Consider the following 21,060-nt stretch of genomic DNA (forward strand, 5'->3'; position numbering starts at 1 on the left):
AACGATCGTTTTTGGGGCATGGATCACCGCGCAGAAGTACTCTGCAGTGGGATCACTCATTTCTTTCATTCAAGCGAATCTCGACGGATCCACCAGCAGGTATGTAGCCGCTCCAACTGAGGTTGTCACTCTCTGCGGTTACTCGTACTTCTTCCCCAGGAGCCGCATGGGTCTTCAGTTTAAAATGACCTTGATCGTCGGTCCGAATTCCGTCCGGTTCATGACCCAAGACACTGACGAAAACCCCTGAAAGGGGATGCCCTCGCTGGTCGGTGACTCTTCCGGAGATGATGCCGTCTGTTCTTTTCTTTAAAGTGATCGAAATGCGATATTCCTTGTCACCACCAAGAACCACCGACTCTTTTCCCTGAGTGAAGCCGAAGGCGGCATAAATATTTACCGTATCACCTGCTTTTCGATCTCTAACCACCAACTCCCATGCATTGTCCAATTTGCGGATTTGTTCAGCTGTATCCGTCGTAATTTTTGCATTTGAAACGGGTAAGCCTTCTTGGTTGAGAACCGTGATGAACAAACGATATGGTTTTGAACCCGTTGGCATGCCTGCCGGAGCATAGAAGTAGACGATGACAAATACTGCAATAGCTCCGCCTGCTCTAATGATCTTTCTAATTTCCACATTAATCAAGCCGGGGATGAAGGTCGCAACTCCTGCAGCCGCAAGGGAAAGCACGATACGAAATACAGTATATTGAAAGGGAGTAGGGTCGGGAACAAAGATAATGAGACCCAGAAAAACAAACACAAGGATGACCCCAAAAACAAAAACTGCGGTCCGTTCCTTGTTGGAAGGGTTTGGTGCCAATTCCTGTGATTTGCGTTCTTCAGACATACCACCCACCAAATCTTCGTTAGAGACCTACCATCCAGTATTTTAATGGTATCAAAAGCAAGGAATGCTCTCAAGTTTTGCGAAAATGATAATGTTACGGGAAAGGTGAGCCGAATCTATATTGAAAGTGGGTGTGATACTGCGGGGTGGTCCATGCCCCAAAAACGATCGTTTTTGTGACGCCATGGTGACTTTATGGTCAAAGCATTAGGGCTTCTCTTGTTCCTGAGCACGCTTCCCCTCCTTCATGAAAAAGCCAAGGTGATGATCCTTTTAAAAGATACTGGGGGCCGCGCGGTCACGAATGTCCGAGTAGTCGGTGCGAAAAACGTCACGGGCGACGATGGAAAGTTTGTACTCCTCTTAGAGGGGGATTTCCAACCAGGTCGCCAGATTGAGATCACGCTGGAATCTCAGTCTGAATGGGTCTTCCCGACACCGCGGTATTTCATTCGCCTCCCAGCCAATCCGAATGAATGGGTGACTGTGGTTTTATTCCGGCCAGGAGAGATCGGGGACCTCCACGACCCAGATGTTAAAAGGCAGATCATCGATGAACTGGCGGCGCAGCGATCGTCACTCGCGGAACTGGCTGAAAACCTCGACTTGAAAATGGAGGATCTCAAGAGGTTTCTCGAAAACTCTTCTCCACAGACCGTAGAAACGAAAATCGAACCTTTTGACCGAAAGCCGGGTGGCTATTACATCCTGATTCTTCCTTTTTCGCCGGACAGGACCTGTCGAGATTCGGATGTTTACGTTGCGAAAAATGTAAAAAAGGGCCTGAAGAAATGGAGTGCCCAACTGGATTTGGGCCTGGAAGTTCGTTTGGTAGAAGGGGCCGGCTGTCCGGATACCTATGAAGAAGGAAGGGAAATCGGGAAAGCCCATAATGCCGACTTGGTGATTTGGGGCAACTATGCAGATGTATGCTCCTCCAAGATCGAAGCCTGTCTGGAATATGCGCTCATCGAAACCGCCCCTTTAGGGGCCCAGATGCAGGGCCAAACAACCGAGAAAAAGGTCGGGCTTTCAGATATTCGCCAGGGAAAACTCCATAAAGATATCGACTTTCTCGTCCTTTGGACCTTGGGATTAGCAGCTTACGAGAAGGATGACTACGAACGTGCTATTTCCTTTTTTGAAAAGTCGACACACGTCAAAAACAAGTGGCGCGATTTTTATTTAGGCTATGCACACCAAGAGGTTGGAATGGCTGGGAACGCCCTGAAATTCTATTCGAATGCCATCAACGAAGGCTTGAACCACCCTGCCGTGTTTAGCAACCGCGGCTCGGTGTACGTAACTATGGGGAATTTGGTGAAAGCAGAGTCGGATTTCACTCTTGCCCTCGCCATTCGAGAGAAGTTGGCGGAGGCCGATCCCACCAATGCCGGGTGGCAACGCGACCTTTCCGCCAGCCAGGCAAATGTTGGAGACGTGCTCCAGGCCCAGGGAGATGGTGCCGGCGCCTTGGCAAGCTACCGAGCCAGCCTCGCCATTCGAGAGAAGTTGGCGGAGGCCGATCCCACCAATGCCGGGTGGCAACGCGACCTTTCCGTCAGCCAGGCAAATGTTGGAGACGTGCTCCAGGCCCAGGGCGATGGTGCCGGCGCCTTGGCAAGCTACCGAGCCAGCCTCGCCATACAAGAGAAGTTGGCGGAGGCCGATCCCACCAATGCCGGGTGGCAACGCGACCTTTCCGTCAGCTTCAATAAGATCGGAGACGTGCTCCAGGCCCAGGGCGATGGTGCCGGCGCCTTGGCAAGCTACCGAGCCAGCCTCGCCATTCGAGAGAAGTTGGCGGAGGCCGATCCCACCAATGCCGGGTGGCAACGCGACCTTTCCGTCAGCCAGGCAAATGTTGGAGACGTGCTCCAGGCCCAGGGCGATGGTGCCGGCGCCTTGGCAAGCTACCGAGCCAGCCTCGCCATTCGAGAGAAGTTGGCGGAGGCCGATCCCACCAATGCCGGGTGGCAACGCGACCTTTCCGTCAGCTTCAATAAGATCGGAGACGTGCTCCAGGCCCAGGGCGATGGTGCCGGCGCCTTGGCAAGCTACCGAGCCAGCCTCGCCATACAAGAGAAGTTGGCGGAGGCCGATCCCACCAATGCCCGGTGGCAACGCGACCTCTCCGTCAGCCAGGATAGGATCGGAGACGTGCTCCAGGCCCAGGGCGATGGTGCCGGCGCCTTGGCAAGCTACCGAGCCAGCCTCGCCATTCGAGAGAAGTTGGCGGAGGCCGATCCCACCAATGCCGGGTGGCAACGCGACCTTTCCGTCAGCTTCAATAAGATCGGAGACGTGCTCCAGGCCCAGGGCGATGGTGCCGGCGCCTTGGCAAGCTACCGAGCCAGCCTCGCCATTGCCCAGAAGTTGGCGGAGGCCGATCCCACCAATGCCGGGTGGCAACGCGACCTTTCCGTCAGCTTCAATAAGATCGGAGACGTGCTCCAGGCCCAGGGCGATGGTGCCGGCGCCTTGGCAAGCTACCGAGCCAGCCTCGCCATTGCCCAGAAGTTGGCGGAGGCCGATCCCACCAATGCCGGGTGGCAACGCGACCTCTCCGTCAGCCAGGATAGGATCGGAGACGTGCTCCAGGCCCAGGGCGATGGTGCCGGCGCCTTGGCAAGCTACCGAGCCAGCCTCGCCATTCGAGAGAAGTTGGCGGAGGCCGATCCCACCAATGCCGGGTGGCAACGCGACCTCTCCGTCAGCCAGGATAGGATCGGAGACGTGCTCCAGGCCCAGGGCGATGGTGCCGGCGCCTTGGCAAGCTACCGAGCCAGCCTCGCCATTCGAGAGAAGTTGGCGGAGGCCGATCCCACCAATGCCGGGTGGCAACGCGACCTTTCCGTCAGCCAGGCAAATGTTGGAGACGTGCTCCAGGCCCAGGGCGATGGTGCCGGCGCCTTGGCAAGCTACCGAGCCAGCCTCGCCATTCGAGAGAAGTTGGCGGAGGCCGATCCCACCAATGCCCGGTGGCAACGCGACCTTTCCGTCAGCCAGGATAAGATCGGAGACGTGCTCCAGGCCCAGGGCGATGGTGCCGGCGCCTTGGCAAGCTACCGAGCCAGCCTCGCCATTGCCCAGAAGTTGGCGGAGGCCGATCCCACCAATGCCGGGTGGCAACGCGACCTTTCCGTCAGCCAGGCAAATGTTGGAGACGTGCTCCAGGCTCAGGGCGATGGTGCCGGCGCCTTGGCAAGCTACCGAGCCAGCCTCGCCATACAAGAGAAGTTGGCGGAGGCCGATCCCACCAATGCCGGGTGGCAACGCGACCTTTCCGTCAGCTTCAATAAGATCGGAGACGTGCTCCAGGCCCAGGGCGATGGTGCCGGCGCCTTGGCAAGCTACCGAGCCAGCCTCGCCATTCGAGAGAAGTTGGCGGAGGCCGATCCCACCAATGCCGGGTGGCAACGCGACCTTTCCGTCAGCTTCAATAAGATCGGAGACGTGCTCCAGGCCCAGGGCGATGGTGCCGGCGCCTTGGCAAGCTACCGAGCCAGCCTCGCCATTCGAGAGAAGTTGGCGGAGGCCGATCCCACCAATGCCGGGTGGCAACGCGACCTTTCCGTCAGCTTCAATAAGATCGGAGACGTGCTCCAGGCCCAAGGCGATGGTGCCGGCGCCTTGGCAAGCTACCGAGCCAGCCTCGCCATTGCCCAGAAGTTGGCGGAGGCCGATCCCACCAATGCCGGGTGGCAACGCGACCTTTCCGTCAGCTTCAATAAGATCGGAGACGTGCTCAAGGCCCAGGGCGATGGTGCCGGCGCCTTGGCAAGCTACCGAGCCAGCCTCGCCATTGCCCAGAAGTTGGCGGAGGCCGATCCCACCAATGCCGGGTGGCAACGCGACCTTTCCGTCAGTCTCATTAAAATGGCTCTTCACTATTCGGGCTCGGAAAAGTCTAAAGCCAAGGAATACATCTCTATGTGCCAAATGCAGATTCAAGTGTGTAAGGAGAAGAACGTTCCTGTGGACCCTCGAATCGAATCGTTTCTGAATCAATTCCTTGAGAATCTGGAATAAGACACACTCGCCTTCAGAAGGACAAGGCGAATCCCCAATTCATTTGCATTTAAAGTGGTCCGAGCGGGATGATTGCGGGCCCAGTTGCAGTTAGAGTGGGCCCATTCTCACTTAATCTGGTCCCGATTGGGTGGATAGAATCACTTAATCTGGTCCCAAGCTGTTGTTTGTTTGCGGTCCGGGCTGTTTATGTTTACAGGTCGCTACAATTAACCGCCACTGGGCCCACATTAAGTGCCACTGGACCCGCACACAAGGGACCAGACCCACATAAACCGTCACTTCGCTTTAATGATGAAGTTGACAGCCAACGACGGTTGCATGTTGTTGTGTGGCACACTTTCCCCCCACGCCAATTCCGAATGTCCACCACCTTCACCGGTCAAATCATTATCTGTACCCGTTCCGCCCCAGATGTATCTTCTACCCTTTTCCCCAGGGAAATGCCCCATGCTCTCCGGTTGTTTGGCCGAGTGTCGGTGCCTTGGCATTTCATTCTTGATGAGCATGTGTTTCTCTGCGCCAAGGGCTTCTCCAAGTAGCCGATCCGATAGGGGCTTTCCTTGACCGTCTGTTCCTTCACCTTTTCCAGCGCCAATGGGTCCCCGACCTCGGAAATCTGGAATCCGCGCTTCACCGCCGAACCGACTTCTAAGAATCGATTCAAGCTCTTTATAACCACTGGCTGGGAGGGTCCGTCCATCACACAACATCCACCCTTCCTCTGTGGGAACATCTTCCTTACTACCCGCAAAGGCAACAATAGTCCCAATTGGTACCCTAATACCTTTTACGGCGTTTTCTGCCTCATTTTTAGCTTTGGTTGTATCATCTTTAGCTTTGGTTACTTCCATTGCTCCCCAGACACTTACTCCAGCAGCGAGAACGGCAAAAACACCAGAAATGATAGGTGGAGCTAAGACGGCAAACTTATTAGGTGGCATGTTACCTCCTTTTCCTTTTTGAATTCTTGGACCGGTTTCCGAATTTTTGAATTCATGGGGGTTTTTCGTGCGAGCACCCCCTAAACCGGAACTCAGGGGGCGCCCGAAATCATGAGCAAAACAAGCGGTTCATCAGAAATCGAAAGTCGGGCTGTCGCCGCGCTTAAATTCGGCATGGATCTTTAGGTGGGTTGGCCCCACCAGAGCAACCAGCATGAGGTATTTTGCGCCTATCGGTTTGGTGCCTGCGGAGCCAACGGGTTTCCGCAACTTTGCGGCGAAGTAGCTCAGCTTCCGGTTTAACCTTTTCGGAGGGACGGAACGCGCTAGGGCTTTCCTGGCGCCGATGTAGCTGTCAATGAACTCTTTGAGTGTGTTCATATGGGACCAAAAACTCAATCTCTGGCTTGTGGGGATGCTCAACCTTGGACCTACAATCGCTTGTCTAAAATTGTGAGGGAAACGCATGATGTGGTCGATATTAGGCTGCAGGATTAAGGCAGAAAAGGGGTAAACCTTTGTGCCGCCACCGGAGATCTCCAGATCCGAGGCCCGAAGGCTCTCTCGGATCTTGGCCCAGCAAATGCGTGTCACGTCCTTATCCGAAAGAGCGGCCATGGGACCCAATAAGAACAGACTCTCCATCGTGTTTTTGGGAAAACCAATGCTTAGTCGATAATGATAATCTCCATTCTTTTTCTCGAGAAGTTCCAGCAGCTCATCAGCCTGCGCTTGATCCATAAGGCCCAGATAGTCACTGGCTGCCTGGATCTGAATGGGCATGATTTTCTCGATGGCTCGATCCTTTGTGAGGATGACCTCGTACTGTAAATCTGCCGTGATTGTGTCTGGGGTCAACGCCGAAAGGCCTTCTGGGGCTGCAACGGGTACGGCGAGATCCATCACAAAGGCCAGCGAGGTTTGGCGTCGCTTGGTCGATGCCTGAAGCGCTGCACCGGCCTGGCCAAAGATGGACATCGTTCCGTCGACCCCATCGGTTCGGTACTCGATTTGGTCGAACCGCTTTAGATCTCGGTTGAGTTTGAACCCGAAGAAATTGAGCTTGAGGCTTTGATGACGATCGATGCGGGTCGTTTTGGTCAAGCTCCCGCCCCGAATCCACACACTTTGTCCGGTTCGATGTGCATCAATCGCAGCCGCGACATCGCCGCGAACCACCCGCTGGTAGACATCCGCAGCCGCGGGTAGTTCGAAATCGATATCGAGCAGGGCTTCGGAGGTGCTTGTGCGATTGATACTCGCCCTGAGTTCGGCGGAGATCCCTTGCTCTGCTCGTTCGACAATCTGTTTTTTGATGCGGGCCTTCATCTCTTCGTAGCCGTCGAGCCACTTTTGAATTTTCTGTTGCACGCGATCGATGGGTTTGGCGATGGTTTCGAGGGTGTCGGTGAAGAAATCATCGACGGTTTCGGTGAGTTCTTGACGTTCTTCCTCGAGGGTGTCGACCACTGCCTCGACCCGATTGGAGAAGGGCGCCAGAACCTGTTGCACCTCAGCGGGCAGCTCATCGAGGCGGTCTAAAGCGTTTTGAATGTCATCAAGGCCCAATTCATCGAAGGCTTTATCAAACCATTCAGACAATGTGTCTTTGACCTCACCCGAGAGATTGTTCAAGTCGTTCTGAAGCGCGTCGAGATCCTGACTGGCGGCACGGATTTTGTCCAAGAACTCATCGGGATATTTGAGCGCTTTCGCGAGGGTCTTGTCGATGAGGTGGTCGACATTCGACACCGTGAAACCAACGTTTAACCCAAAGCCAGCACCGAGAAAGCCCGATTTTTTTTTGAACAACTGGACACGTACCATCGAGTGTTGGGGCGTTTCCGGCGGTGTTGAACTTGGTTCCACCAAGAATTTGAATTGGCCTTCGAGCCCGGCACGGAGTGCCACTTGGGCGGCGATCGCAGCTTCAAATCCCACCGCTTCAGTGAGGTCTAGGTCCTCTGAAAGATCAAATTCTTTGGTGATGCCATACTGCCAGGAGGCGACCGCGGAGAGGGAAACGCCGCCGCTGAAATTGACCTGTAGCACTTCTGAGGGGGCTAACTGGCGGACGAGCGGGGCGCCGAAGGGATGCTTGAGTTCCTGCAAAAAGGTTCTCAAGGCCTCAATGCCGTTTTCGCTCTGGGGGAACCGACGATGGAAGGCGATCTGTACCTGGGCGTTGGCCTTCGCGCCGATTTGTGTGTCCACCGATCCGAGGGGAATCGAAGCGGCCAGACCAGCTCCGGCTTTGCCTTCAAGCAGCAGCGAGGCATAAGCGAAGGAATGTTCGTCGGCTTCTGCTTCGAACACCTCGATTGGTGCTTCATCGGTTTTGGTCAGATGGAGGGAGACTTTGTACGCGCCGCTGTACTGAAACGAACCCATCTCTAAATCTGCATTCCCATCCATCGAGTTGGAGATTTCTTTTTGGTAATTATGACTGCTGATCACATCTGAAATGGGTCGGTTAAGTTCATCGATTTGATCCAGAATTTCCTGACTCTCCTGAATGAGTTCTTGCAACTCCACTGAGTTCCTCCTTTTTGTAGAACTTGATGAGCCCTAGCTGCGTTCAGTAACGGGGCAGGGTAGGAAGCCTGAAAACGGAATCGAGAGAGATCGAGAACGCAAGAAGCTTTACCTTGTTATGGCGTATCGCTACACGCTTTACAGGAAAGCACCAGTCAGGCATGACTGCCTTTCAAGTCCATTGCGTGAAGATGACCTCGATACTTTAAAGGCCTGAAACATGTGACTTTGTTTGAAGTAGCTGCATGAAAACATCGACGTAGGTGGAACTTCGTCGTCTGCTAGAACACAAAAAGAGACGGGATGCCAACAGCATCACCACATCAAGGTTGTTCTAGATGAAGAGAAGCATGAAGGCATAGATGGATGACCGGGATTTCGGGGTGAGTTATCCTAGCATCCATAAAACATGTGGACTAGATTTTTTATTCTAGTGACTGATAGAATTGGACTTACATCAGTTATATAGTTATCTAAAGTGAGACCCGAAGTATATACAATTTCACTATCTATTGTGATCTACGTCGAAAACATGCCTCACCGTAAAAGTGTCTCTTCGCGGAGAAAAAATGCGATGGACAGGGCTGATTCAGGTGCTCTAGATGTGCACGCGCTCAATATCCCCGCGCTTGATGTGGCGGTCGGTGCGGTCATACAGTCGCGTGGTCTTCGTGGAGGCGTGCCCGGCAATATCGGCGGCAATATCCAGGCTGCCGCCATTCTCCAAAAACACAGTAATGCCCGAACCACGGAGGCTGTGGTTACAGATCTCCGGATCGAGACCGGTTTGGCGCACGCGGCGCTTGATCATGTCCCAAGCCCGGCGCCGATTCAAGGGCCGCTCGGTGAAGCGTGCGTGGTGGCGGGATCCTTCGATAGCTCGGAACAGCCAACTGTCGGCCTCGTCGGCGATCCCCGAGGCCTCGAGATAGGCATCCATGTATTCCTGGGCGAGATGATGGACCGGTACCTCTTTTTGTTTGCCGCCTTTTTCAGAAAAACGGAACACCGGTTGTCGACCGTTGACGCGATAGTGTTTGACCTTCATGCCCACGACGGCAGAGATCCGCCCAAAGCTATACAGCAAGACTCCAAGCAATGCTCGGTCACGAAGACCGGCGCAGGTGGTGGTGTCGATGCAGGCAAACAACAGCCGTAATTCATCGACCTCCAAGATCGGTGTTTTCCCCCCGCGGACCTGGTGCTTGGGGCCGCGCACCGAAGCCGCCGGGTTGAACGACATCACCTGCCCCGTGACGAGGTAGTCGAACAGGCCTTTGATGGCGGCAAGATGTTGTTTGACTGAGGCCGGCTGGAGTTCCCGCGTCAACTGTTCGATGTAGGCGGCGACCATCAGGGGACGGATCGCAATCAGGTCGGTCTCGTGAATCTGAACCCATTGCAAAAACCGTTCGACCGCGCGGGAGTAGGCGGCTCGGGTATTCGGGTTTCGAATGGTGGCGGCGAAATATTCTAAAAAGCGCTCTTTGGCGTGAGTCCCTACGCGCTCGATAATCGCAGGCACGGCGACGGTCGAGAGGTACGGTACGGGCGATCGCAGTGGGGGAAGCAGCTCGGTCATGGTGACTCCGGAGTAAAAGCGGACATAACGTCCTTTATGTCCCCCTTTAACCTATCCTCTACTTCCGATTTAGGCAAAGGGTTGTCGTTAAAAAGCAATGAGACTACAGCTTAAGGAAGTCCTTGCCGATGGGGAAATATTGAAGCGTCCGTCAATTATTCCTTCTCGAACTTAATCGAAAAAGATCTCTGAGAGTCTATTATCATAAGGTAGACTCTGTGTCTGGCGGCAAGGAGAGAGGGATGCCCGAAGCTGGGATTCTAGGTTTGATCGTCAAACTTCTCGTAAAGGCCTTCTCCTTTATACGATTGAATCCGACCACCAAGGCTGCTCGCTATTTGGCGTTGGTGATCGGTCATCGCGATACAAAGGAAAAATTTCTTCACGTCACAACTGAGGCTGTGGAAGAGGTGGCCGCGACCTTCCAAGATGAAGATTGGGTGGTCGATACCCTCACTTCTGATCTGGTGTACCGATTTTGGTTTCAATTCAGCCAAGGTCAACCTTATGATGCTGCGTTCCAGAGAGAAATCGTTGCTTTCTGTCAGCGCCCACTCGGACCTGATGCGGCTCAGGAGAGCTTGGCACAAAGATCCGAATTTGCAATAACCCTAATGAAGGCGTTCGAATCCAACCTCCTGAATAAGTTTCCAGAGGGAGCTTGTTGGATGCAAGGAAACGATTGCCTGGCCCTGATGGAGAGGGTAGGCACTTCGATTTTGGAGCGCCTCCAATTCAGTCCACCTTACAAAATTCCGGCCCCGGTCTCCGAAGGGGATCTCAATTGGTTACTCTATCGGAATCCCTTGACGGAATTGATTGGTCGTGATGCTGAAATGGAAGATCTGGTTTCCTTTCGCGATGATCCCCAACCCTTTTTGTGGTGGTCATTTTACGGTTCGGGCGGGACAGGCAAGTCTCGACTGGGCTTAGAGTGGCTACGAGAATGTGAAAAAGCGGGGTGGCTTCCTGTTTTTTTAGACAGCCACAGTGCATGGTCAGGCCATCTACAGTGGATTCCAACCCATCCTACAGCCATCGTGGTGGATTATGCTTCATCCTTTGAAGATCTAGAACGTTGGATTGATCATTTAATCGGTCACGCGAAAGATGGTGCGGAAGTCCGCGTCCTATTTTTGGATCGTGGCGTACATCGGCCGTGGTGGATCGAGTTGCTTACCAAAACGGGCCACAAAACCGATGCGATACGGAAGGGTCAGGCCGGTCATCAATTTCGCAAACCCCAAAGGTTACAGAATGTACAGGAGCCTGAGCGGTTATTCGATGCTGCGGTGGAGAACCTAGAAGGCCCTCCGTGTGATCAGGCCGAGGACCGTGCGGCGCTTCAAAACTTTTTAACGAACTCTAAAGAACCGCTCTTCATCCTTGGTGCTGCAGGAATTTGGGCGAAAGGTGTAGATCGGAATCAGGCCTTCAGTTTGAACGATGAGGAAATCTTGGATCGTTGTTTGAAGCGAGAGGTCGAGCGTTGGTGTGATCTGATTCCAAATCCCCATGATATTGCCTGGATTAAAAAAGCGGTGGCCTTTGTGACACTGTGCCGAGGCTGCACTCTCGCGCACCTGAAACGGTGGTCTCTCATCCATAGTGGGAGTGAGACCGATGCGAATCGGCTGGAACAACTGGGGAGAATCCTTTTAAGTGTTAAGCACAAGGACGGGGAGGTGTTTATCTACCCTCTTGAGCCTGATCGAATGGGAGAACGTTATCTTGTGGTTGGGGAACCGGACCGCATGAATGGCAGTCCCCTGGTCGAGCCGGAATTTGATGTCCGCGATTGGTTGGGTTTAGCGACCGAGGTCCGGATCAAAGGGCTAGGTGAAACGCTCTTCCAGGTCTCGGAAGCCACGGCGAAGAACTGGCTCGCAATCATTTGGTGTGATTGCTTACCACCCTCTGGAGAGGATGAGCAAGACTGGTGGCTGGAGGCCAAAGGGTTGCTCCGCCTGTATTATCGATATCCCGATGTTCCAGGGGGTGAGCCTTTTATAATTCAGTATCAACAAAAGGCTCGAAAAATAGGAGCTTTGGCTTTGCAATTGGGAATAGTTAACCATTTTCCAGGAGAAGGATGGAGCGCCGATTTGGATACAGCCCGTTTTTGGTATTTGGAAGCCGCGAATGCGGATTTTCCCGATGCCAAGCTTCTTCTTGGGACGATGTTGCTCGAAGGAACTGGGGGGGAAGAAGACTTGGTGCAGGCTCGACATTTGTTTCAACAGGCTGCTGAGGCCAAAATCCCCGAGGCAATGACCAATCTAGGGGGAATGTTGAGGGAAGGTATCGGGGGGGGGCAAGATTTGAAGAAAGCTCGCTACTGGTTTCGTCAAGCCGCGCTGGCCAGTATCCCTGAAGCGATGTTTCATCTCGCGGACATGCTGCTCAAGGGTGAAGGCGGAGGACGAGATCTGGTAACTGCTCGCCACTGGTCCCGTCAAGCCGCTCAGGCCAATATCCCCGAAGCGATGTTCCTTCTGGGGAGGATGCTAAGCGAGGGGATGGCTGGTAAGCAAGACTTGGGGGGCGCTCGTTACTGGCTCTTGCGAGCTGCAAGTCTTGGTGATGTCAATGCGTTTATTCTCCTCGGCCGCTTAGCTGTCCATACGAGGGACTTCGACGAAGCCATTTCCTTGTTGCAGCAAGCAGTGCGTCACGGTGCTTGCGCCAAAGATTTCGAGAATGATTCCGAGTGGGAATCGCTTCGGGAGCGACCTGAATTTAAGGCCTTAAGTGAAGGAGCTCCGCAAGAAAGGGAATCCTCGGAGCTGAGCTCTGAGCAAACACCAATCATTTCACCAGAAGATATTGTGTTCCGCATTGGAGAGGTTTTGGTTCGCGAAACAATGGACGTGAATTTAGAACGTTATCTGAGAAACGGTTAGCAGACCGCTTGGAAACGGCCGTAAGTTGCTTCCGTAACCGGTCTCATTCGAACCCTTCCTGAGAGCATGTTCGGTTTTGTTTGCGACAGACAAACCAATGCCTGATCGAGCGTTGTCTCCCCTTTATGGAGCATGGCTTCAGTATTGGTGATGGCGTAGCTCTACACCATACCGCTTAATTAAACCAGCAGTTTACCTGATTTTCATCTGTCGATGTGAGGTTCAAAAAGGTTCCTGTGTTCCCACAGGGAACGAAAACCCGTTCCCATGAGGGTTTTTTATTTACTCATTCTTTTTGGCTGATCGGCCAAGAGCAAAGAAGGGCGCATGTTGCTTCTTTTCTTCGATATTCTTTTTCAATTATTTCTGGTGTGTTTGTGGCAATTCCGAAAAACTTCTTGTTTCGACTCTTGCCAACCTTAACTGAGTGGATTAACTTTAATTAGTTGCTTCGGGTGACTTTTTTATGGAAGGATTCGGTTTTTGTTGTGATGACCCTCTTGAGCCGGTTGGTGTCATGGCTCAGGTTGCCAGGAAATCTCAGATTAATCGGAGACGTTCGACATTCTTCCCGGAAGTGTCTGAGGTAAGAAGGATTCTTTTGTTATCAAACTGTTCTTCGAGTAAATAGGCGTAGAAAGCAAGAGCCCTTTTTACCGCCATGGCTGTTGTTGGGCATTCTGCGTGTTTCTTGACGATAGCAAGGCGCTCAAGGTCTTTTCCTGCAAAGGTGATACTAGTGGTTGATTTAGACATGTCGCTTCCCCTCAGAATGAAATTTTCGGTACATCTTTGGGACCTGATTCCGAGGATACGTGCGTGGGTACTGTCTGATCCTTGCTATTTTAAATCAGGGGGGCATCGCAAAAATGCACACGAAGGCTATTGTATTATAGTTTTTTTCACGCTTGTATTACATTTTTTTCGCATGTTTTTTTTGTATTTGTTATGCGGATCACAAATAAATCCTTGCGATTCCTGGTGGATGAGTATGTTTGTGTTGACTGCTGACAAGCCGTTTTATGGGGTCTAGAGGTCCGTGGAAAGGAGGACTCTTGAGTGATAAAGAAGAAACAGTTGTGGTGGTGGAGGATCCTGACGCGAAGGATCAACCAGATGAGGTTGAAGATAAGGATGTTGTGCGACGAGACCCAGTATCCCCAGAGGTCATAAGGCATCTCAATGGTTTCCGTTGACATCGATACTCTTTTCGTCGAGGTCAGGCCTGACTCAACTTCCCTTTCTGGAGGAATGTGAGGTAAGTGCTGAGCCTGGAGTTCCTACCCCTTTGCTGAAAGAGGAAAGGTCTGGGGAAGTTCGGGAAATGATTTGCTCGTCAAAGGACGATGCACTGGTTTTATCCATGATGCCGAGCATAGGAAAGCCTACTGCGGCGATGAAATGTTTTTCGTAGAGCGGCTCTAGGAGGTCCCTGGTGCTGCCATCACACTAACCAGTCGGAGGCTGGCATTCTCTAGAAGTCGTAAAACCGAGGGTCGAATGTGCGCAAAAAAAACCCCTCTCCTTCAGCAGGGGAAAGGGGCGTTTTACTTAAATGTAGAGCCCGAGACCATCATTCGCTGAATCCTAGTGCTGTACCTGCCTGGATGCCCGCTAATGCCGCTCAGGTTGCCTGGGGATATAAACCTCCTTCTTGCTGAATGGGAGTGTGTATCACGGAATCCGCACGAGAACTCCCGTGAACAACAGTTTCGACATGTACCACGCCTTGCGGATTGAGGACCACCAGGCCGTCTAGATGGTCCCTAGGTAAGGGAAGAACGTGAGGGTCGTGGACCCAGAGGAAAGAGACTCCTTCGTGGAGTGCTCTTCCCGAAAGGGAGGATGCGACATGATCAACGCCGTGTGGTGAAAGGGTCACGTGTTCCACTACGTGGTCCCTGAGGTGAACACCTCTGGTGTGCACTCCATCAACACTGGGAGGAGCCACTTGTTCAACGGAGTAGGCTCCTGGGAGGACTGGCGCAATGTGGGCGACATCGCCCATTTTGAGAGCCACCACTTCAACTGAGTGACTCTCGTGGTGGGTGCCCGGGGTGTAGACACCGAAGGTCGTGGGAATGACCTCCGCTTGTGCTGCAATGACCGCGTTGTGAATTGAAACAGGGTTTTCTACGCTGTCAGAAACGACAGAAAAGTGAGTGATGTGGCTGACTTCCGCTGCGGCGAGTGCGATACCAGAAAGAGCCAAGAGTGCCAGGAGCTTAGAGATGTTGCGTTGCATGTGAGCCTCCGTAATTAGTAATTTTGTAAGAGGTGTTCCTACCCTCTCTTTGCATCTAATGTATGCTTATAAAGATGCAAAGTCAATCTTTTTGGCATCAAAACCATGCAAAAAAAATATTTTTTATGTCTTTCAACCATGCAGAATTCCTGTAGGGCCATTAAAATTAGGCATTAAGGGGATGATGGAAACTGTGCGGACTCCGTGCGAAGATTGCGGGGTACAGTGAATGGTGCGAGGAAATAGCCTCTAGCCATGCAAAACGACCGATTGTCGCCGTTTCGACCAATACAAGCTGATAAAGGGGTCGAATTTTTTGGGAAAACATAGCAAAAGTTCTGGTTTACTTTCGATTCGGTCCATCGCCCGCACATCTGAATCGCTTCAGGGTTCGTGCGGTGTTAGGCGACACCGTAAAATGGGTCTTCCGCAATTTTGGTGAATGGAAGGTAGATGATTCGCCTTCAGCACTTTGGCGCGACTTATGCCTCTATCTAGACGCCAGCCCGAAAGGCTGGCGTCTTCCGATGTACGTATTTTGTTATTTTTTTAAATGTTCGGATGTGAGCCTGTTTTCGAGAACAATGTCGCGAGATGAGGTATTCTCTTCGGATCAACATCAATGTTTGCAGGATGCTATATTTCATGGACCCTATGACGCCTTTTCCATGCCAGCTCGAATTGATCGCCTTTCCCGATTCCGATTTTGCCTACGTGATTGACGAACTCCTCCATCTTCTCCATTCCTTTCCGGAGATCCTCGAACGGCTCGAAGCAGATCTCGACCGCCATGCATTGGTCTTGAAACAAGCGCGCCTCAACCACCGTCGTGCTTGCGCTGGAACCCCTCATCTTCCCGGTCTCGACGATCCCGACCCCGTCGAAGCCATAGCTCCCAGCGAACTAAAGCTAGGCATCGGCCGACGCCCAATGCCTGCTCAAGACGTCCTCTTCTGCTTGGTCTGCCGTTACTTTCTCGATGGCGTCAAATCCGTTTCGGCACGGAGTTTTTTTGCCGAATCTCGCACCGTTGCTCGCTATTTCTCGATGCAGGGACGTTCATGTCCGGCGGGATCGACCATCACCCACAACGTCAACCTCGTCAGTCAGGCCACGCTGGATCTGGTTTTGGACCGGATCATCACGACGATTCAATCTCGGAACCTCGATGATTTCGCCGAGGTCACCCTCGATAGCACCGCCGTTCGGGGCAACACGGCCTGGCCGGCTGATTCCGAGCTGATCGCCAAAATCGCTCGGCGCCTTCACCGAGGCCTCTGCCAGCCGATCCTGGAAGGCGTCGCCACTTCGGTGGCGTCCCGAATTGGCGCCCGGTGCGAGGACATCGAGGCAGCCCGCCAATCAATTGGTTTGGCTTCGGGAAAGGGGGCGAAAGAGGTACGCCAACACCACTACAGGCTCATGATCGATGCGGCCGAATACGTGCCCCAGGAGATGGGCGAGATCCTTGACCACCTCGCCACCTGGGAGCACGGTCATCGACCTGGCAGCCGGGGCTATCAGCGTTGGATGGAATTGCAAGCGCGGATGACCGAAGATGTGTCCCAGCTCGATTCACTGATTCACACGACCTGTCGTCGGGTGATCGTAGGAGAACATGTCGGGACAGCCGAACGGGTTCTCAGCGTGGCCGATCCGTCCGTTGCGTGGATCGAGAAAGGGGGACGCGAGCCCGAAGTGGGTTACCGAGTCCAGGTGGCCAAAAGCGCCCGTCAATTTGTGGTGGCAGTCTCGGTACCCGAGGGCAATCAGGCGGATGCCAGCATGTTCCAGCAGACGTGCCGAGATGCCTTCGAGCGGATAGGGACCACGCCCGCGACCTGCAGTGCAGACGATGGCTATGCTTCCAAGGCGAACCAGCAGTGGCAGGCGCAGCAAGGCGTACAGACGAAGTCGTTCAGCGGTGCCAAGGGAAAGAAGATCGCAGGCGAGGAAGCGTGGGAGAGCAAACCCTACCGCGAAGCGCGGCGGATGCGATCGGCAGTGGAGGGGCTGATCGGCCAATTGAAAGCGCTGTTTGGTTTTGGGCGGGTATGGCGGAGAGGGCTGGAAGCGGTGAAGGCGGAGCTGACAGGCAAAGCGATCGTCTACAACCTCTACCGGTTACAGCAACGGGTTCACACCTGTTGACCCTGCCAAGACGATAGCCCAACGGAAAAAGAGGAGGTGGTGGCCTTCGGCTGCTCAAATTTAAGGTGAAGGACGAAATATCGTGTCAAAAGCAACATGAAATCCAGGCGGGGCTGGAAAATAAATCTGCGAGCCAAGAAATCACGAAAAACATAAGTTTAACTCAAGAATTCGGCATAAGACGCGCCCCCTTTCGGGCGCGCGTCTATCTACTTTGTTTCTGAATGACATACAGGTACTTTTGGAAGGTGGTCGTCATGATGCCCTTCCCCATTTTACACACTGGAACCGATATTCGAGTGCTTTGTCTCTCCTATAGTGTTCGCGGTATCGAGATCCACTGCGGAAGCCCATGCACCGGCGACGCCTGCCCACGCTGCGGACGAGTTTCCCGTCGAATTCACAGTCGCTATGAGCGACTCGTTTGGGATGGTGCCAGGCAAGCCGTGGCAGTGGCGCTCGTCCTCAAGGTTCGAAATTTCTTTTGCGACAATCCCAGGTGCCCACGAACGGTCTTCTCTGATTCTTTTCCCGAAACTGCTCCGCCCTACTGTCGGCGAACTCAAAGGTTAACCTCGCAGCCCCTCGACCCCCTATGTGCCAATATGCGTGAGACACATGGTGTAACATTTACCGAGGGCACCATTTGAGGATCTCATGAGCAAGGAAAACAAGAACATCGACAACATCCACGCCAAACCGAAACGCCGCACGTTCACCACCGAATACAAACTGAGGATTCTGGAAGAGGTCGATAGCGCCGATCAAAAGGGGCAGATTGGCGGAAATGGCGAGAACAGCTTTCCTCTTCAGGTGAGGAGCCTCGTCCCAAGAATCAAGCCTCCAAACTCAAACGTGAAAACGAACGCCTCCTGCGCCAAAATCGACGGCTCCAAGAAAAGCTTTACCAAGCCAATCTCATCATTGACCTCCAAAAAAAACTCGAACTGAATCTGGCGATGATGGAGAGGCTCAACGACGACGAGCATGCGCCATGAGCCTGGTTGAAGAACACGCCAAACCGGGCTCTGTCAAAGCACTCTGTCAATCGCTGGGTGTCAGCCGTGCTACCTACTACCGCCGCAAGAAGGAGCCGTCTAACCCAAAACGACGCCCGCCCAATCAACGCCGCCTTTCCGAGACTGAGCGCCAGATCATTCTCGAAGTACTTTGTTCAGAGTAGTTTGCCGATCTGTCTCCCTGTCAGGTCCATGCAGCTTTACTCCAGCGCGGCACCTATCTGTGCTCGATTCGAACCATGTACCGCATTCTTCAAGAGACCGGGGCCGCCAAAGAACGCCGCGCGCAACGACGCCATCCGGCCTACATCAAACCTCAGCTCATCGCCGAGGCCCCCAACCAAATCTGGACCTGGGACATATCCAAGCTACCCGGCCACTGCAAAGGGATAATCTTCTGCCTCTATGTGTTGCTTGACAAGTTCAGTCGCTATGTGGTCGGTTGGACGATTGAAGAGACCGAATCCACGACCGCGGCCAAGCGACTCGTCAAGCATGCCGTCGACCACCAAGGCGTTGACCCCGATCAACTCACCATCCATGCGGATCGCGGTGCGCCGATGACCAGCAAGGGCCCCTACGCACTCTTTGATAGCCTCGGGGTTCGGGGCGCTCATAGCCGTCCTCGTGTCAGTAACGACAATCCCTATAGCGAGGCTCATTTCAAGACGGTCAAGTATCATCCTCTCTATCCCAAGCGCTTCACCGGCTTGGCTGAAGCGAGGCACTATTTCGATCGTTGGTTTGGCTGGTATAACCGTCAACATCATCACATCAACCTGGGCCTTTTTACGCCCGCTCAGGTTCATGACGGCTCTTACCGGGAGATCCAAGCCACTCGGCAGCAAGCGCTTGATGAGGCCTATCGACAGCACCCCGAGCGCTTTGTGAAAGGGCCACCTCGAGCGCCAACCGTTCCGCGACGCGTCGCGATCAACCCCGACAGCCACGACGAGGCCGCTAACCCGACACCGCGCTCACAGGATCATCACAATGCCCCGATGAACCGAGAACTCCGCAAAGCCCAGGATGCCACAGAGGCCCACCCCACCAGGCAAGGGGAAAAAAGTTGAACCGGCCGTTCGTGGCGCCAAAACGTCCCCAACTTTTTTCTCCGACCCTTGACACGTGGGGTGCCGCGCTACGATGGGGACAGCCGGCGGGGCGATTTTTCGCCCTAACCCAGTCTACCGCGTCGGCCCTGGTCTTCACCGCGCGGCGGGGCCCCGCTTGTGAAGGAATGGCGGCACACGCGACCCCTGCTTACTAGCCACCGTGTCTCATTTTCATTGACATATTCCGATTAGAGGTACATCGTACCCTCACCGATCTTAGGGTCTACTTTCGCGGCGAACTCGTCGCCGAACATCGTCTCTGTGAGAAGCCCAATCAGCGAATCACCTTGGATGCCCATCGCCGACGGCGCTTGCGCCTGGAACAGCGCCACGGGGGCTTGGCTCAAGAGAACCTGTTGCGCGGTCGCAATCCACTCCTCGACGCCTACCTGGACCAGTTGAAAACGCGCGTACCCGGATGCGGCGTTCACGCCATGAAGCGCTTGCTACACCCGATTCGGACCTACCCTGAGGACGCATTTTTCACCGCACTCCACCAAGTCTCACCACTACGGGCTCTTCGACCTGCATCGGGTCGAGAAGTTGATTCTCGAGCAAGTGGCCGGCGACTACTTTCAACTCGCGGGCGAGGAGGATTTCCAATGAGGTTGAAGCTCAAAACGATCTTGGATGATCTCAAGTTCCGGGGGATGGCAGAAGTGTTGGATCGCGAACTCGACCGTGCTCAGGTCGAAGGCCTGGCACAAGAGGACGTGCTGTACCATTTACTGTCCGAGGAGTCGCGTTATCGCGCCGAGCGGACCATGGCCTACCGGATCCGCCAGGCCAAGCTTCCTCGGGAATGGGCCCTGGAGAGTTTCCCGTTCGACCAGCAGCCGGGAGTCGATCGCGCGCGCATTTATTCCTTGGCGACCCTGGACTTCATCAAGCGGGCGCAGAATGTCGTGTTCATCGGCACGCCGGGGGAGGGCAAGACCGGCCTGGCGACCGGTTTGGCGCGCAAAGCCTTGCTCGACGGATATCGGGTTCGCTTTTACAACGCCCAGGACATGCTCGACGATTTGTTCGCTTCGCTGGTGGATCGTAGTACGTCGCGGATCTTAAAGTCGATGGCTTCCTTTGACCTGTTGATCATCGACGAATTAGGCTATCTCTCACTCAAACCCGAACAGGTCAACGCCTTCTTCAAGTTGACCGAAATGCGTTACGGCAATAAGGCCACGATCATCACTACCAATCTAGATTACGAGGAGTGGTACCAGTTATTCAAGTGCAAGCCCTTGGTGGATGCCTTGTTGGATCGACTTCGTCACCATTGCATCACGATCAAAATGGATGGACCCTCGTTGCGGACCCCTCAGCATTCCCACCGAATCGGATCAGCTGAGAAGGGAGAAGATCATGACTGATCGTTTCAAACCAGAATCATCAGAATCGATTTGGATGATCTGGAACATCCTCGAACAGTTGGAGGAAATCCACCGCTTGATCTGGGAAATGTACGAGGAATCCTTAGTTGAGCTGTTAACCCTCCCCGAAGATCCCACCTAATTCATCGAATCACATCACGACAACCCGATTTGAAACGCAGGCCCCCGCCAATGGGGGTCTTTTTTTGTGCCCAGGGTCCGGCCTCCCGTCAACCCAAACGCGTAACAAGTACGCATTGACCGGGTCTCGTCCTCTGAGGCAAAGGTGGGTTCTTTGCCGTTGGCGTCAA

16 protein-coding genes are annotated in these 21,060 nt (G+C 53.7%); 9 read left to right on the forward strand and 7 right to left on the reverse strand.

Going from position 1 to position 21,060, the window contains the following annotated elements; all coding sequences use genetic code 11:
• Positions 1-52: 52 nt before the first annotated feature.
• Positions 53-853: a carboxypeptidase-like regulatory domain-containing protein gene (locus J3U87_RS23570; RefSeq protein ID WP_237378233.1), complete on the reverse strand. Its 801-nt coding sequence runs from the start codon at positions 851-853 to the stop codon at positions 53-55.
• Between the two features lie 1,212 nt (positions 854-2,065).
• On the opposite strand from J3U87_RS23570, the gene J3U87_RS23575 reads away from it, so the two are divergent.
• Positions 2,066-4,885 (forward strand): tetratricopeptide repeat protein, encoded by a 2,820-nt coding sequence (locus J3U87_RS23575; protein WP_237378234.1) that lies wholly within the window; start codon positions 2,066-2,068, stop codon positions 4,883-4,885.
• A 278-nt stretch (positions 4,886-5,163) separates the two neighbouring features.
• Here J3U87_RS23575 and J3U87_RS23580 read toward each other — a convergent pair whose 3' ends face one another.
• The 3 genes from J3U87_RS23580 to J3U87_RS23590 form a co-directional block, all read right to left on the reverse strand.
• Positions 5,164-5,829, reverse strand: a complete 666-nt coding sequence (locus J3U87_RS23580) for a phage tail protein (protein ID WP_237378235.1) — start codon at positions 5,827-5,829, stop codon at positions 5,164-5,166.
• 132 nt (positions 5,830-5,961) lie between these two features.
• Positions 5,962-8,364 (reverse strand): hypothetical protein, encoded by a 2,403-nt coding sequence (locus J3U87_RS23585; RefSeq protein WP_237378236.1) that lies wholly within the window; start codon positions 8,362-8,364, stop codon positions 5,962-5,964.
• Positions 8,365-8,962: 598 nt separating this feature from the next.
• Complete coding sequence (locus tag J3U87_RS23590) at positions 8,963-9,946, reverse strand: tyrosine-type recombinase/integrase (protein WP_237378237.1); 984 nt, start codon at positions 9,944-9,946, stop codon at positions 8,963-8,965.
• Positions 9,947-10,188: 242 nt separating this feature from the next.
• Here J3U87_RS23590 and J3U87_RS23595 point away from each other — a divergent pair, with 242 nt between their 5' ends.
• Positions 10,189-12,849 (forward strand): tetratricopeptide repeat protein, encoded by a 2,661-nt coding sequence (locus J3U87_RS23595; RefSeq protein WP_237378238.1) that lies wholly within the window; start codon positions 10,189-10,191, stop codon positions 12,847-12,849.
• 540 nt (positions 12,850-13,389) lie between these two features.
• Here the strand turns inward: J3U87_RS23595 and J3U87_RS23600 are convergent.
• Positions 13,390-13,605, reverse strand: coding sequence for a hypothetical protein (locus J3U87_RS23600; RefSeq protein ID WP_237378239.1), 216 nt, complete (start codon positions 13,603-13,605; stop codon positions 13,390-13,392).
• 299 nt (positions 13,606-13,904) lie between these two features.
• On the opposite strand from J3U87_RS23600, the gene J3U87_RS23605 reads away from it, so the two are divergent.
• Entirely contained in the window at positions 13,905-14,045 is a 141-nt protein-coding gene (locus J3U87_RS23605; RefSeq protein WP_237378240.1) for a hypothetical protein, read from the forward strand.
• A gap of 428 nt (positions 14,046-14,473) precedes the next feature.
• On the opposite strand, the gene J3U87_RS23610 is transcribed toward J3U87_RS23605, so the two are convergent.
• Positions 14,474-15,094, reverse strand: a complete 621-nt coding sequence (locus J3U87_RS23610) for a hypothetical protein (protein WP_237378241.1) — start codon at positions 15,092-15,094, stop codon at positions 14,474-14,476.
• 594 nt (positions 15,095-15,688) lie between these two features.
• Between J3U87_RS23610 and J3U87_RS23615 the strand changes: the two genes are divergently transcribed.
• The 4 genes from J3U87_RS23615 (at position 15,689) to J3U87_RS23625 (ending at position 19,337) form a co-directional block, all read left to right on the forward strand.
• Complete coding sequence (locus tag J3U87_RS23615) at positions 15,689-17,245, forward strand: transposase (protein ID WP_237378242.1); 1,557 nt, start codon at positions 15,689-15,691, stop codon at positions 17,243-17,245.
• Between the two features lie 260 nt (positions 17,246-17,505).
• The gene (locus J3U87_RS35360) at positions 17,506-17,895 is read left to right on the forward strand and encodes a transposase family protein (RefSeq protein WP_420038320.1); all 390 of its coding nucleotides are present in this window, start codon (positions 17,506-17,508) and stop codon (positions 17,893-17,895) included.
• A 7-nt stretch (positions 17,896-17,902) separates the two neighbouring features.
• Entirely contained in the window at positions 17,903-18,196 is a 294-nt protein-coding gene (locus tag J3U87_RS23620) for a hypothetical protein (RefSeq protein WP_237378243.1), read from the forward strand.
• Positions 18,197-18,503: 307 nt separating this feature from the next.
• Positions 18,504-19,337, forward strand: a complete 834-nt coding sequence (locus tag J3U87_RS23625) for a DDE-type integrase/transposase/recombinase (RefSeq protein WP_237378244.1) — start codon at positions 18,504-18,506, stop codon at positions 19,335-19,337.
• A 230-nt stretch (positions 19,338-19,567) separates the two neighbouring features.
• Here the strand turns inward: J3U87_RS23625 and J3U87_RS23630 are convergent, their stop codons facing one another.
• Positions 19,568-19,810: a hypothetical protein gene (locus J3U87_RS23630; protein WP_237378245.1), complete on the reverse strand. Its 243-nt coding sequence runs from the start codon at positions 19,808-19,810 to the stop codon at positions 19,568-19,570.
• 171 nt (positions 19,811-19,981) lie between these two features.
• Between J3U87_RS23630 and istB the strand changes: the two genes are divergently transcribed.
• Together istB and J3U87_RS23640 are read left to right on the forward strand one after the other, a co-directional pair.
• The gene (gene istB, locus J3U87_RS23635) at positions 19,982-20,749 is read left to right on the forward strand and encodes an IS21-like element helper ATPase IstB (protein WP_237378246.1); all 768 of its coding nucleotides are present in this window, start codon (positions 19,982-19,984) and stop codon (positions 20,747-20,749) included.
• Positions 20,742-20,891 (forward strand): hypothetical protein, encoded by a 150-nt coding sequence (locus J3U87_RS23640; RefSeq protein WP_237378247.1) that lies wholly within the window; start codon positions 20,742-20,744, stop codon positions 20,889-20,891. Before istB ends, J3U87_RS23640 begins: the two co-directional genes overlap by 8 nt.
• Positions 20,892-21,060 lie beyond the last annotated feature (169 nt).

The sequence above is a fragment of the Sulfidibacter corallicola genome (genome assembly GCF_017498545.1).
Lineage (GTDB): Bacteria > Acidobacteriota > Holophagae > Acanthopleuribacterales > Acanthopleuribacteraceae > Sulfidibacter > Sulfidibacter corallicola.

What these genes read in the sequence shown, in the direction of transcription:
- J3U87_RS23615 (WP_237378242.1), top strand. Translation starts at nt 15,689, where the DNA reads ATGAGGTATTCTCTTCGGATCAACATCAATGTTTGCAGGATGCTATAT.
- istB (WP_237378246.1), top strand. Translation starts at nt 19,982, where the DNA reads ATGAGGTTGAAGCTCAAAACGATCTTGGATGATCTCAAGTTCCGGGGG.
- J3U87_RS35360 (WP_420038320.1), top strand. Translation starts at nt 17,506, where the DNA reads ATGCCCTTCCCCATTTTACACACTGGAACCGATATTCGAGTGCTTTGT.
- J3U87_RS23575 (WP_237378234.1), top strand. Translation starts at nt 2,066, where the DNA reads ATGGCTGGGAACGCCCTGAAATTCTATTCGAATGCCATCAACGAAGGC.
- J3U87_RS23600 (WP_237378239.1), bottom strand. Translation starts at nt 13,605, where the DNA reads ATGTCTAAATCAACCACTAGTATCACCTTTGCAGGAAAAGACCTTGAG.
- J3U87_RS23595 (WP_237378238.1), top strand. Translation starts at nt 10,189, where the DNA reads ATGCCCGAAGCTGGGATTCTAGGTTTGATCGTCAAACTTCTCGTAAAG.
- J3U87_RS23590 (WP_237378237.1), bottom strand. Translation starts at nt 9,946, where the DNA reads ATGACCGAGCTGCTTCCCCCACTGCGATCGCCCGTACCGTACCTCTCG.
- J3U87_RS23610 (WP_237378241.1), bottom strand. Translation starts at nt 15,094, where the DNA reads ATGCAACGCAACATCTCTAAGCTCCTGGCACTCTTGGCTCTTTCTGGT.
- J3U87_RS23580 (WP_237378235.1), bottom strand. Translation starts at nt 5,829, where the DNA reads ATGCCACCTAATAAGTTTGCCGTCTTAGCTCCACCTATCATTTCTGGT.
- J3U87_RS23620 (WP_237378243.1), top strand. Translation starts at nt 17,903, where the DNA reads ATGAGCAAGGAAAACAAGAACATCGACAACATCCACGCCAAACCGAAA.
- J3U87_RS23640 (WP_237378247.1), top strand. Translation starts at nt 20,742, where the DNA reads ATGACTGATCGTTTCAAACCAGAATCATCAGAATCGATTTGGATGATC.
- J3U87_RS23625 (WP_237378244.1), top strand. Translation starts at nt 18,504, where the DNA reads ATGTACCGCATTCTTCAAGAGACCGGGGCCGCCAAAGAACGCCGCGCG.
- J3U87_RS23570 (WP_237378233.1), bottom strand. Translation starts at nt 853, where the DNA reads ATGTCTGAAGAACGCAAATCACAGGAATTGGCACCAAACCCTTCCAAC.